Consider the following 13218-nt stretch of genomic DNA (forward strand, 5'->3'; position numbering starts at 1 on the left):
TAGACTTATTTTTAGTCAAAGTCTTAAATAAGTTTCTGGAGGGCTTATGTTGGCAACGGCTAAAGCACAATTACCGGCCGATAACGCGATGGTGGCTGGCGCCGCTTTGCGGACGTTTTTCAATATTGCCGACGCCTGGCGACTGAATGTCGAACAGGCCATGGCGTTGTTGGGGCTGGATTCGCGCAGCACCTATTTTAAATGGAAGAAAAATCCGGAAACGGCCAGCCTGAACGCGGATAAATTGGAAAGGCTGTCGTATATCTTCGGCATTTATAAGGCCTTGCAGATTTTGCTGCCCAAGCCGGAAGCGGCCGATGGCTGGCTGCATCAACCCAATCAGGCGATGCCGTTTGCCGGACAAACCGCGCTGCAACGCATGCTGTCGGGGCGGGTGGCGGATTTATATGTGGTGCGCCAGTATCTGGACGCCCAATGCGGTTGGGCCTGATGCCCGCACCCAAGATCAGCCGGATAGACTGGCGGCCTTGCTGGCGGCTGGTGCCCAGCCGGTTTCCGCCAACCGGTTTGTTCGACAGGGTGGCAGACCCGGCCGATCTGGAGGTGGTGTTTGCCATTGAGGCGCTGACCAACGACCGCTTGCGCGACGAAGCCGGCGATATCCGGTTGGTCGCAGCAGAAGACAGGGTTGCCGGGCCGGGTACCACGCCGATCATGGCCGCATTTACCCATCTTAATCCGGAAGGCAGCCGGTTTAGCGACGGCAGTTATGGCGTGTATTACGCGGCCAACGACATCGATACCGCGATCAGCGAGACTCGCTTTCATCGCGGCCGCTTTTTAGCGGCGACCCAACAAGCGCCAATCGAGATCGACATGCGTAGTTACGCTTCCGATTTGGCTGCCGATCTGCACGACATTCGCGGCAAGCAAACCGAAATCCCCGATATTTATGATGCCGACACAGGCAATTACGCTGCCGCGCAAACCATGGCCAGGCAATTGCGCGCGGACGGATCGAACGGCATCGTTTATTCCAGCGTGCGAGCCGCGGGCGGCGAATGTGTGGCAGTATTTAAGCCGCGCTTGTTGTCGCCGGTCAAACAAGGCGCGCATTATTGCTATGTCTGGGACGGCCGCCAAATCGGTGCGGTTTATAAAAAAGAACTTTACCATCCCGGTGTTTAATCGATAGCCATGCTTGATTTGCCAGTACCCAGTCAGGAAAACGATTTTTACGAGAACCATATCGAATTGCTGTTGAACAGCTATCGGCGTCTGCTGGGCAGGCCTTTGCTGGAACCATCCGCCGGATTGCCGCTAGGTCAGCAAGTATTTGAAGCGGATTTCGCGTTGCTGTCGCATAACACCGACGCCGACCCGTTATTCAATTACGCCAACCAAACCGCTCTGGATTTATTCGAGCTGTCTTGGTCGGAGTTTGTCGGCCTGCCGTCGCGCTTTTCCGCGGAGCCGGTCAACCGTGAGGAACGCGAACGCTTGCTGAATCAGGTTGCCAGCCAGGGTTATATCGACAATTACGCCGGAGTGCGTATCGCCAAATCAGGCAAACGTTTTTTGATCGAGCGGGCGGTGGTGTGGAACGTCTACGATAACCAGCGGAACTATTACGGCCAGGCCGCTTGTTTTAGCGACTGGCGCTTGTTACCCTGAAATTAATCCTTCCGTTCAACTCACAGTCTGCGAGAAATTTATGCTGAAAACATCCTTAAAACGTGGCGGCCGCGTATGCTGCGGATTGTTGCTAATGCTGGCTGGCGCGGCGCAGGCCGATGAAGTGGGTTGCATAACCACGGCCTGGAAACTGATCGGCGCCAATCACAAAGTTTGCGTGGATGTGTTCGAAGACCCGAAAATTCCGAATGTGATTTGCCATATCAGCCAGGCCAGAACCGGCGGTATTTCCGGCGGCTTGGGCCTGGCCGAAGACCCGTCGCAGTTTTCCTTGGCTTGCCAGCAAATCGGTCCGATCAACTTGCCGGCCAAATTGCCAAACGAGGAAACCGTGTTTTCGGAAAGCACCTCGCTATTGTTCAAGTCCACCAACATTACCCGTTTGTGGGATGCCAAGCACAATACCCTGGTTTATCTAGCGATTAGCCGGAAAGTCATCGAAGGCGCGCCGGCCAATAGCGTATCCACGGTGCCGGTGATGCCTTGGGGGAAATAAGACGGCGGCCGGCGCGGCTTATGTCGCCCGCGCCGATAGCCTATAAAGCTGTGTTTATCGGCTCATCCGCGTTGGGTTTGATCCATTTCAACAAGGCCTCGTAAAGCGTCGCCGGCAGTATCGGTTTACCGATGAAATCGTTCATGCCGGCCGCGAGGCAGTGTTGGTAATCGCTATTCATCACGTTGGCGGTCATCGCGATTACCGGCATATCGCGGCAAGACGGGATTTGCCTGAGCAGCCGGGTGGCTTGGTAGCCGTCCATTACCGGCATTTGCACATCCATCAGCACGCAGTCGTATTCGTTTTGGCGCAGCTTATTCAAGGCGAGTTCGCCGTTTTCGGCAATATCCACTTGCAGCTGGGCTTGTTCCAATAACTCGATGGCGACGATCCGATTGATCTCGTTGTCCTCCACCAGCAATACCCGCGCGCCAAAAAGCTGGCGTAATTTGCCGACGTCGATGCTGGCGCGGTGGCGGCGAATCTGAAAATTACGGATCGTGGTCAGGTCGGAGACGCCGAGCAGCACGTTAAAGGTAAAGGTGGAGCCGATGTTGGCTCGGCTGCTGACGTCTATCATGCCGCCCATTTGTTCTATCAGTTGCTTGGAGATAATCAAGCCCAGGCCGGTGCCGCCATAGTTGCGGGTTACGCTGCTGTCGCCCTGACTAAAGGCTTGAAACAGCTTGGTTTGCTGTTCGGTAGTGATGCCGATGCCGGTGTCGCTGATGGCGAATTGCAGGCGGACGGATTGGGCGTTGCGGCTCAGTTCATTAAAGCTGACTTTTACCTCGCCATGCTCGGTAAACTTGATGGCGTTGCCGATCAGGTTGATCAGGATTTGTTGGAGCCGTTGCGGATCGCCGACCACCGCGTGATAGCTTTGCTCCGATATCGGCCGAATCAGCCGAATACCCTTATTCGAGCTCAACTGAGTCATCGTCGAAAACACATGTTCCAGCATTTCCTCCAGCAGGAAGGGGATGGTTTCCAATGGCATCTTGCCGGCTTCCATTTTGGAAAAGTCCAGAATGTCGTTGATCAGCGTCATCAGCGAATGCGCCGACGATTCCACCCGCTTCAAATACTCGCGTTGCTTGAAGCTGAGTTGGCTGTTCAGACATAGCTCGACCAAGCCGACAATCGCATTCATTGGTGTGCGGATCTCGTGGCTCATATTGGCCAGGAACTGGCTCTTGGCTTGGTTGGCCGATTCGGCGTCGCGTTTGGCGGATTCCAACTCGCTGGTTCGGTTGCGAACCTGGCTTTCCAGATCGGTTTCGTGGGCCTGTATCTGCGCCAGCATATTGTTAAACGCTTCGGCCAGGTCGCTGATTTCGTCGTTGCCGGTATACTGCGCGCGTCGGCTGTAATCGTGGTCTTTTTCAATTTGCCGCGCGGTATTGGCCAGCCGGAGCAGCGGCCCCAAAAAGGAGCGTTGCAAGCGCTGCACATACAGCGCCACGATGCTCAGCGCGATCAGGATAATGCCGGTGTCGGCCGCCGTGTTGATTATCAGGGTGTGATAATCCTGTTTCAGGCTGGCAATCAGCGTGATGTGGCCAACAATCTGTTGATTTTTATGCAGGATAGGTTGCGTGACCTGCCGAGTTTTGGGTAGCCAGTCCGGCCACCAGGCATGCCAATTGGATGCGGATTTTTCATAGCGAACTAGCGTCTTGCCGTTTGGCGTTTGAATTTGGCCGCTGATAATGTCCGGATCGTGCGCCAGCGCATCCAGCACTTCCTGAGCGGTTTGGCTATCGTCGAACAGCAGTGCAAAACTGCTGTTCTGTCCGATCATGTTGGCAGTCAAAGTCAACTTTTGGCCGATGGCTTGCTGCAAGGCGGTATATTCGCGGATCGACAACGAAATCGTCGCCACTAGCAGACTCAATATCACCATGAGCCGCAGAATATTGCTCAATTTGCGGCTGATGGAAATACGAGGGGGTGTCGACACTGTCATTCTATGATCTCGGCCATCCGGAGTAATTTCGAGCTTAGCTTAAGATCGGCTGATCTTACCACCGCTAAATTTACCACCAGTTTCAGTCTATTGTCGCGCAACGTAAATTGCACCATGCCGCCACGATAGGCAAAATCCTCCACATCGCTGACCAATAAAATATGTAAGGTCCGGGCTTGTGTAGATAATACCGAATCCAGAGCGGCGAGCTCGCTCAAAAATAAAATGCTGCATTGTTCTAGATTGGGCCTGCCGGTAAGATCGACATGAATGGATTTGCCGTCGATTTGCTGTCCTTCCAAGGCCGGCAGGTAAGCGCTTATCGGGCTGGCGCCTTGCAAACAGATGGTGATTGGTGTGGAGCTCGGCCATTGTGCCAGTTCGGCAAAATGAAAAAGATAAGCGGTTTTTAGCTGAAACTCCCGGTTTATGCCGCTGCCATCCGCCGCCTTGGCCAAACCGGTTAGCCAAACGCAGATGCTGAGTAGCAAAAGTGTGGGCAGGCGCATGGACACTGATAACCGATTAAAAGCGCCAGGTGACTTGCGCCAAATAACCGCGCTGTATCTGGCTGGCGACCGGAATATACAACACATCGTTAAATTCCGGATGCTGATTGTCCAGCAGGTTTTGCCCGACTAACGATAGTTCCAGGTTTTTATGCGGGTGCCAGCCCAGGCGTAAATCCAGTGCAACATAGTTCGGTATCTGGCGGCGATTGACTTCGATAGCATCGACGTAACGGCCCCAGGCATCGAGTTCGATCTCGTCGGTGAGATTGAACATCGAGCGTAGCGACAAGTTATGCTGCGGATTGACTTTTTGTTCGGCCAAGGGATCGAGAAACCAGGTTTGGCTCTGGTCGACGTTGGCGTCGAGCTGGATGCCGCTATAAGAGGCTTGTATACGCCAATCGTGATTTATTCGATAGTTAAGCGACAGCTCCAGACCGTAACTTTTGACTTGCCGGTAATTGCCTATGCTGGTGGGAACGACGGGCGTTGTCTGGTTAAAGCGTGGATCGATAACAGGCGAGCCGGCAATTCTGACGCCTTGCAGCCGATCGTAAATGTTGTAAAACAAGGCGGTATCCAAATCGAGACTATTGGAAATCTGCCAGCGCCAGCCGAGTTCGAAGGCCAGCAAGTTTTCGGTGCGCATGCTTCGGTCCGCTTCGGCCAGGAAAAATGTTTGTTGCGCATCGGGAATCGGCAGAAATAGCCGGATGCTTTGCTGGGCGCGGTTAGGCAGCGTGACCGCGCGGGAGACGCCGGCCCAAAGTTGGTGGCGCTTGTGCGGCGTCCATAACAGCCGGGCATTCGGCTCGGTTTCCCAACCGGTATAGGTGAAATGCTCCACCCGGTTGCCGATGGTCAGCTGCAGATGGTCGGTTAAATCGATCTGATCCTGCGCAAACAGCCCGACATTGTGTTGGGTAAATTGGTCCGGGTTGAAAGCTAAGGTCAGACTATTCTCGAAGCTGTCGTTGATGGTCTGATAATTAAGGCCCCACATCAACTTATGGCCGGCAAATGCCGGGATACTGTGCTGAAAATCCAGCACATACTGCGAACGGCTCATCCGATTCACCGCCAGTTGCCATTCGGTTTGGGTAAAGGCCATGTTCAGCCGCCAATTGTGGCCGGCATCGGTCTGATGCGACCAAGTACTCTGCAAGCTGCCGGCGACCCCGTCCTTACCGAAGTCGTCGAGCTGCCAAAGCGGCGGCTGCGGCGAGGTTTTGCCGATAAAGTAACTGTTCAGCCGATAGCGCGATACATTGGCTTCCAGCATCAGTTTATCCTGCGCGCTCAGCTGACTGTCCAAACGGAAGTTGGCGTTTTCGGCATTGCCGGCGTCATGAGTACCCTGCTGGCCGTTCATGTCGATGCTGGCGTCGCGTACCACGGCATTGAGCGTGCCGCGCAGGTAGGTGGAATCCGATAATTTCTGGCCGTAACGAATTCCACCAAAGCCGCGTTCCTCGGTGCCGCCGCCGGCGCTGATCAGGCCGCCTTGCGTATCGCGGGCCGAACGGGTGATGATGTTGATGGTGCCGTTGACCGCATTGGCCCCCCACAGACTGCCGCTGGGGCCGCGCAATACTTCAATCCGTTCGATGTCTTGCAGCAAGGGGTTTTGCTGTCCCCAATACACGCCGCTGATCAACGGGTCGTAGATGCTGCGGCCGTCCACCATCACTTGCAGTTTGTTGGCGTACAAATCATTAAAACCGCGCGCGCTGGCCGCCCAGTTCCAGGCATTGAGCTTGGCGACATTCATGCCGGGCACCATCCGCAACACCTCGGGCAGGCTGGTGGCGCCGGAGCGGCGAATGTCCTCCGAAGTGATCACAAACGCCGCGGCCGGACTGTCCTTGACGGTTTGCGATTGGCGGGCCAGCTCGGAGACATCCTGTTCGGTCAGTTCCTCCCAGCTTAAGCGCAGCAGCTCGCTGGTGGATTCGACGGCAGAGGCATTTTCCTGAGCAACGGCATCGCCATACGCGAGGCAGATCGAAAAACACAGGCTGGCGAATGGGCGCGAATAACGATTCAAAGGCATGACAATCGAGACGTCGAAAGCGAAGGTAACGGCTATTATAAGTGAGCGGCGTGTTCAGGCAATTAGGCTATTGCCTGGATAAAGGCCAACCCGCCGTTGCGGGTATCAGAACAAAGCCGTTATCGAATCCAATTCCTTGTCGTTCAGGTCGAAATCGAAAATGGCCAAGTCGTCCCGCATATGCTGTGCCGAGGTGGTGCCGGTCAGCGGCACGATACCGATCCGGTTCAAATAGCGGAAAAAGATTTGGGCCGGGCTGCGCTGGTATTTTTCCGCCAGATTTTTCAGGACGGTATCAGCCAACAGCTTAGGATTGGCGGTCAGCGTCCAGAAACTTTGATAAACGATATGGTGTTGCCGGCAAAATTCGCGGATGGTTACGTCGTATCCGCTGTCGGCGTAAAACCGGTTCTGGATCAGCGCCGGTTTGAGCGTAGCGCTGTGATACAAAAATTCGAACAGCTCAGGATCGTAGCAATTACTGATGCCCAACTGCTTGGCACCGCCGTCGTCAACGATATTTTCCATGGCCTGCCAAGCTTCCAGCAATTGTGGGCGATTGGCCAGCGGTGAATGTAACACCAAGCCATCCAGGTAATCGGTTTGCAGATTTTTCAACGAGGTTTGAAACGATTGCGCGACTTGCTTGGCTAGGCTGGCCTCGGCGTCGTAGGGGATGCGTAGCGGATCCTGACCGTTTAAGGGCGTAAATTTGGTTTGCAAATAAAGTTCGGATCGAGCCAGACCCAGTTTCCGGCAAGCCGCTGCAATGCCCTCGCCAACCCCGGCTTCGTGATAATGCTTGGGCTGGCAGGCGGTGTCGATGCCGCGAAAGCCAGTGGAGATGGCTTGTTCCACTAACGCGGCGGTACGTTCCTGCTTCCAAGCCGTGCCATATATGATGCCCGGCATACGCACGCCGGCGGCGGAGATGATAAAGTCGTTGGCGTTCATATCGGCTCCCGAAAAAGCCATGATCTTCGGTGATCCTTGTCCTATCGTCAATTCGGGTGAGGGCTGAAATCGCCAGTTCGGTAATGGTATTGCCGCCGTTGGCGCGAAAAAAGCAATATTCGATTTGATTGAATATAGTTGGCAGAGCCCATTCTGCGACGGATTTCCGAGAAGCTTCGCTAAATGTACCGCAAGGGTTATCGAGAGGATTCAGCGTAAATGCCTGAGTCTATTGCCTAGAGTCTGGCGATCATGGATGATGTGCGCAACCCTCAATGCTCACATGGAGAATACGATGAAACTCAGGTTTCTATTAGCGGCGCTCTTATTGCTTTCTTGTCGGCAGACTTTTGCGGCATTGGTCGGAATTCATTTTGCGGGCGTCATCAATCAGGCAGAGGATTCGACCCTCGCTGTTTATAAAGATCCCAGTGCGGCATGGCTGTTGGAGTTGCAGTCCAAGTTCCAAATCGGTACGGCGGTTTCCGGCAATTTCTATTATGACTCCGAAGCGTTGCCTGTCAGCAGCGATGTCGAGGGCGGCGACACGGAAAACGTGTATCCCATTACCTCCGTCGATCTATCCAGCAATGGATTTACCGGACATGCGAATGGCGGGGAGCTGTCAATTATCGATGGCTTCTATGGAAACTTCGATCAATATGTCGTGTGGGCGGATATTGATAACGACATAAGCAGTTCCGGCACGATTGCGCCGTTGTATTCTGCGGGCCTAAGTATCGTTGACGACACTGAGCTACTGTTTTCAAATGGTAATTTGCCTCTTCTGCCACCGGATATCACCCTGTATCCCGAGCGGCACATATCTCTAATGTTTGTAAAGGATGTGAATAATCCCGACCAAGGGAAGTTTGCGATCAATGCCACGCTAGCCTCTCTGGAGGTGGTGGCGGTACCTATTCCGGCGGCGCTGTGGTTGTTTGGGTCCGGGCTATGCGGTCTTTTGCTAACGGGCCGGCGCACGCTAGGGTTCAAGTTCATGAAGCAAGTCGCCTAGCTGCCACGTAGCCAAGTAGTGGCTACTGCTTTTGTGTCCCATGCGGAATGAAATAATCGGCGGGGCGTGAGGTATCGCCTTCTCCTGGTCGAAGATTTGCTTAAGCCGGGCCGAGCGTTCTTCGAAAATATCCGCCCAGGCTAATAGGCCCGAGTCGCGCAATTTTAGTTCGCGACAATGGCGATTGCGGTTCGGTATAGTGTCCTTCTCTCACTGCCGATTGGCCGACATGAAAAAACTCCTACTTACCCTGCTGGCTATCCTGCTTATCATTGAAGAATGGTTGTGGGATTTTCTATCGGCCTGCGCTCATTATCTGGCCTTGCTGCTCAGGCTGGAAAGTGTCGAGCGTTGGCTCAGTCAAACCACACCGGCGATGGCTTTGCTGGCCTTTACCATCCCGGTGTTGATCGTGACGCCTATCAATCTGGCGGCCTTGTCGCTGATATTGCACGGCTTGCTGCTGCAGGGCATTTTGCTGGAAGTGTTCGCCAAGTTGCTCGGCACCTTGCTGGTGGCGCGGGTGTTTAAATTGACCAAGCCGCAATTGTTGACGTTTGCTGTTATTGCCTTTGTTTATCACACCGTAATGGGCTGGCTGCAATGGGCGCACGCCAAGATAGTCGACACCGAGATTTACTGCTGGTCGCGGCAGGTAAAAGCGCAGGTGAAGGCGAAAGTTAAAGAGTGGTTGGGATAATTTCGGGGCAATTTAAATAGCACTTACTCCGGTTTCGAGTTGGTCAGCGCTTGCCGCTGCTTTAACAACACATAGCCGCAGCCAATCAGCGAAGCAATCATCAACATCGCACCGATCAGCTGTGCCAATTTGGCCAGCAGATGATCCTGCGCCAACAGGTCGGATTCGGTCAGTAAATATTCCCAATCATGAAATCCGTAAGGCGCGGAATGGCCGAAATTGCCGCCCAGCAACGGCAATTGTCCGGCGCGGGCGTCGTTGATATACGGCGCGATGTCCAGGAAATTCTCGCCTACCCACCATAAACATAAGCCGGCGCCGTAGGGATCGCGAGTTTTTAATAACAAGGTCAGCATGCAAATCATCGGCATCATGATTTGTCCCAACGTGCCGCCCAGCGAGGTGATAAATTGCCCGAATGGCCGGAAAATCAGATGGCCGGCTTCGTGAAACGGCAGGTTGACCAGGTGCAGAAACGATTCGCCGGCCGAGTTGCTGGCTAGGCCCGGTGTGATCAGCAGCCAGCTCCAGAGTAAAAATCCAGGTAATAATAGGCAACGGCCTAGAAAGACGGCTTCGTTATCCCGGTAGGTGTCATTGCCAAAAAGCGTGTCCGCGGCTGGGTCTATCTGAATCACGACTTGCGGGCGTTCCGCCGCCGGCGTGCTTGAGTTGCCGTGGTATTTATAGTATTTGGCAAAGACGATGCCGCAGTGAGGACAGGTTTCCTCGGTAGGCTGCACGTCCCGGTTACACTTTGGGCATTGTTTCACTAAAGGCCTCCGGGTTTGATGGGTGACGAATCGGCGTTCGGTTTTGCCGATATACCTTAGCAGCAAGGCCGGGATTTATTATTTTTCGGCGAGATTTTTATTTGAGCGTTCGGCAATTTGTCGAACTAGACGGATTTTGAGGTTAACGATGTTGGAGCTGACATTTACCAAAGCCGAGCCGGCCGACGCGGAGTCGCTGGTTCGGCTGATCAATTCGGCGTATCGCGGCGAATCCAGCCGGCAGGGCTGGACGACCGAAGCCGATTTGCTGGATGGCCGTAGAACCGATGTCGAGGATGTTCTGAATCTAATCGCCGCCGCCGATTCGCTGATCCTGTTGTGTCGACAGGGTGGTGAGTTGCGGGGTTCGGTACATTTGCAGTATCAGGATAGACAAGTACAAATAGGCATGCTGGCGGTCGATCCGGCGCTGCAAGGCCAGGGGATAGGTAAACGGTTGTTGGCAGCCGCCGAAGCGCAAGCCCGGCAGTCGTGGACGGTTGAGCGTTTGCTGATGGCGGTGATTCCCTGCCGCGAAGAATTGATCGCCTTTTATGAACGGCGCGGTTACCGGCGTACCGGAATTATAAAGGATTTTCCGGCGAATCCGGCGCTGTGGCTACCCAAAGTGACGGGCTTGTCCTTGGAACTTTTGGAAAAACCGCTTGGCCTTTCCGCCGCCGAGTAAACATTTTTTATCCGGTTTCGGTCTCCTTATCGTCGTCGGATGTCATCTCCGATATTTCTTTCAATCTTGCCACCGCTTTGAAGTTGACACTGCCTTCCGGATATTGGCCTTCGGCGTTCATCGTGCCGGCTTCCTGGCCGGTTAGTAGGCTTAACGCTTCGTCGACATTCGACACGGTGTAAATCGCAAACAGACCTTGATCAACGGCATCCACCACTTGCTGTTTCAGCATCAGGTTGCGTTTGTTGGACTCGGGAATGATCACCGCTTGTTGGCCGGTTAGGCCACGTGCTGCACACAAACTGAAAAAGCCTTCGATTTTTTCGTTGACACCGCCGATGGCTTGCACTTCGCCGTATTGATTGATCGAGCCGGTCATCGCGAAACCTTGCCGGATCGGTGTGCGGGTCAAGGCGGAAATCAGGCAGCACAATTCGGCCAACGAGGCGCTGTCGCCGTCGATATGGCCGTAGGATTGTTCCATCGCGATACTGGCCGAGATCGCCAGCGGAAATTGCTGGGCGTAACAGTGGCCGAGATAGCCGCTCAAAATCATCACGCCTTTGGAATGGATGGGCTGCCCCAATTCCACTTCCCGCTCGATGTCGACGATGCCTCTGGAGCCGGGATGCACGGTGGCGGTGATCCGCGCCGGCGCGCCGAAACTGCTGCCGCCGATGTCCATCACCGTCAGACCGTTGACCTTGCCGATGGCTTCGCCGTCGGTATCGATCAGGATGGTGCCTTCCAGCATTTCTTCCAGAATCGCTTCGGCGATGCGGCCGTTACGTTGTTCGCGGGCCGATAGCGCCAGTTCGACCTCGGCTTTGTCAATGTTGGCGGCATGGGTTTGGCTGGCCAGTAAATTGGCCTCGGCGATGATTTCCAGGCAGCTATTCACGTGTGCGGACAGGCGCTGCTGATTTTCCGCCAGCCGGCAACTATGCTCGATTAGCCGCAGTAAAGCGCCGTCGGTCAAGGTTTTGGCGCCGGAATCGGCGGCATGGCGTTTCAGCAACTGCACGAATTGGCCGACATTGTCCGGGCTGCGTTTGATGTGGTCGTCGAAGTCGGCCAACACCCGGAACATCTCGTTGAATTCGCTATCCAGTTCTTCCAGCAGATAATAAATGTCGCGCGAGCCGACCAGAATCACCTTGACGTTGAGCGGGATCACGCCGGGTTTCAGGGTGATGGTGTTGATGCCCAGCTCGGAATAAGGCGACTCGATTTCGATGCGGCCAGCCTGTAGCGCCCGCTTCAAGCCTTCCCAGACGAAAGGGTAAGTCAGGATTTTCTCGGCATCCAGGATCAGATAGCCGCCGTTGGCGCGATGCAGCGAGCCGGGGCAGATACGTCGGTAATTGGTGACCAGCGTACCTTGATCGCTGACGTATTCGATGCGGCCGAACAGGTTTTGATAAATCGGATGCGGCTCGTAGATCACCGGCGCGCCGTTGCCATCGTGTTTGCAATCCACCAGGATATTGGGTAGATATTGCTCGATCAGGGCCAGGCGTTTGGCGATGATCTCACGGCTGTCCTGGCTGCGGCTGGGCATCAGCATGTCGCCGATGGTGTTGCCCAGGTTTTTTTCGACTTCCGCCAGATAGGTGATCACGTCGTCGACGTTTTGGTATTTGTCGTTCAGCTCGGCCAGCAAGGGTTCCAGCGCCTGCTTGATGGTGTCGTTGTCGAGCTGGCGGATTTCCTCGACCAGCGTGCGTCGCCATTGCGGCAATTCCAGCAACACGTCGCCGAGAAATTCTTCCAGTTCCTCGGTATGTTGATGGAAGGCGTCGCGCTCGGCTTGCGGCAGCAGCGTGAATTGTTCTTCGTCCAGAGCCTTGTCGTTGCGGATCGGCAGGAAGGTGATGGTGTCGCTGTCCCGGTATAGCGCCACGCTCATCTCGCGGGCCTTGGTGTCGACCAGGTCGATAGCGCTGTTGTAGCGCTGATTGAAACGTCGCTCTATCGCTGTTTTTTTCTGCTGATAACTGGGGCTTTCGAAAGCGGCCGGAAAGGTGGCCAGTACATCGTCGATCAGTTTTTCGATGTCCTTGGCAAAACTGTGGCCTTCGCCGGACGGCAGTTCGACAGCCACCGGCTCGCGCTGGTTCTCAAAATTGTCGACATAGGCATAGGACAGCGGCGATTCCTGTTGCTCGGCATAAGCGTTCAGGTAATGGCTGACCATCGATAAGCGGCCGGTGCCGGGATCGCCCATCACGAAGATATTGTAGCCTGGCGCTTTCATCGCGATGCCGAAAGCCAGGGCCGATTGCGCCCGGTTTTGACCGAGGATGCCGTTATGCTGGGCGGGCGGGGCGACGTTGGGTAGATCGATGGCCAGCTTGAGGGCCGATACCGGCAGTTTTAAATGTTCGAGCATGGCG

The 13218-nt window shown here is 54.7% G+C and carries 13 protein-coding genes; 7 read left to right on the top strand and 6 right to left on the bottom strand.

The features are described 5' to 3' along the window. Positions 1–46 precede the first annotated feature (46 nt). From QZJ86_RS00405 to QZJ86_RS00420, 4 genes are read left to right on the top strand one after another with little or no spacing between them, the layout of a single operon-like run. Positions 47–451 carry an MbcA/ParS/Xre antitoxin family protein gene (locus tag QZJ86_RS00405; RefSeq protein ID WP_301935706.1) on the top strand — a complete coding sequence of 135 codons (405 nt, stop codon included), beginning with the start codon at positions 47–49 and terminating at the stop codon, positions 449–451. Beyond that, on the top strand, positions 451–1149 hold the full coding sequence (locus QZJ86_RS00410) for an RES family NAD+ phosphorylase (RefSeq protein ID WP_301935707.1): 699 nt from the start codon (positions 451–453) through the stop codon (positions 1147–1149). Before QZJ86_RS00405 ends, QZJ86_RS00410 begins: the two co-directional genes overlap by 1 nt. Before the next feature lie 9 nt (positions 1150–1158). Then, entirely contained in the window at positions 1159–1635 is a 477-nt protein-coding gene (locus QZJ86_RS00415; RefSeq protein WP_301935708.1) for an MEKHLA domain-containing protein, read from the top strand. A gap of 40 nt (positions 1636–1675) precedes the next feature. Continuing rightward, positions 1676–2152, top strand: coding sequence for a CreA family protein (locus QZJ86_RS00420; protein ID WP_301935709.1), 477 nt, complete (start codon positions 1676–1678; stop codon positions 2150–2152). Positions 2153–2192: 40 nt separating this feature from the next. Here QZJ86_RS00420 and QZJ86_RS00425 read toward each other — a convergent pair whose 3' ends face one another. From QZJ86_RS00425 to QZJ86_RS00440, 4 genes are all read right to left on the bottom strand, one after another. After that, positions 2193–4124, bottom strand: coding sequence for a response regulator (locus QZJ86_RS00425; protein WP_301935710.1), 1932 nt, complete (start codon positions 4122–4124; stop codon positions 2193–2195). Next, a complete protein-coding gene (locus QZJ86_RS00430; protein WP_301935711.1) occupies positions 4121–4633 on the bottom strand; it encodes a YfiR family protein in 513 nt (170 codons plus the stop codon). The genes QZJ86_RS00425 and QZJ86_RS00430 overlap by 4 nt, the downstream gene beginning before the upstream one ends. A 16-nt stretch (positions 4634–4649) precedes the next feature. After that, positions 4650–6689, bottom strand: coding sequence for a TonB-dependent receptor plug domain-containing protein (locus tag QZJ86_RS00435; RefSeq protein WP_301935712.1), 2040 nt, complete (start codon positions 6687–6689; stop codon positions 4650–4652). Positions 6690–6794: 105 nt separating this feature from the next. Next, positions 6795–7643: an aldo/keto reductase family protein gene (locus tag QZJ86_RS00440; RefSeq protein WP_301939059.1), complete on the bottom strand. Its 849-nt coding sequence runs from the start codon at positions 7641–7643 to the stop codon at positions 6795–6797. Positions 7644–7938: 295 nt separating this feature from the next. On the opposite strand from QZJ86_RS00440, the gene QZJ86_RS00445 reads away from it, so the two are divergent. Then, entirely contained in the window at positions 7939–8661 is a 723-nt protein-coding gene (locus QZJ86_RS00445) for a hypothetical protein (protein WP_301935713.1), read from the top strand. A 229-nt stretch (positions 8662–8890) separates the two neighbouring features. Next, positions 8891–9361: a hypothetical protein gene (locus QZJ86_RS00450; RefSeq protein WP_301935714.1), complete on the top strand. Its 471-nt coding sequence runs from the start codon at positions 8891–8893 to the stop codon at positions 9359–9361. Positions 9362–9384: 23 nt separating this feature from the next. Here the strand turns inward: QZJ86_RS00450 and QZJ86_RS00455 are convergent, their stop codons facing one another. After that, positions 9385–10134 carry a zinc ribbon domain-containing protein gene (locus QZJ86_RS00455; protein WP_301935715.1) on the bottom strand — a complete coding sequence of 250 codons (750 nt, stop codon included), beginning with the start codon at positions 10132–10134 and terminating at the stop codon, positions 9385–9387. 148 nt (positions 10135–10282) lie between these two features. On the opposite strand from QZJ86_RS00455, the gene QZJ86_RS00460 reads away from it, so the two are divergent. Beyond that, a complete protein-coding gene (locus QZJ86_RS00460) occupies positions 10283–10822 on the top strand; it encodes a GNAT family N-acetyltransferase (protein WP_301935716.1) in 540 nt (179 codons plus the stop codon). 7 nt (positions 10823–10829) lie between these two features. Here QZJ86_RS00460 and QZJ86_RS00465 read toward each other — a convergent pair whose 3' ends face one another. Next, the gene (locus QZJ86_RS00465) at positions 10830–13214 is read right to left on the bottom strand and encodes a Lon protease family protein (protein WP_301935717.1); all 2385 of its coding nucleotides are present in this window, start codon (positions 13212–13214) and stop codon (positions 10830–10832) included. Positions 13215–13218: the final 4 nt, after the last annotated feature.

Origin of the sequence: Methylomonas montana, from assembly GCF_030490285.1 — a bacterium.
In the GTDB taxonomy this organism is placed as follows: Bacteria; Pseudomonadota; Gammaproteobacteria; order Methylococcales; family Methylomonadaceae; genus Methylomonas; species Methylomonas montana.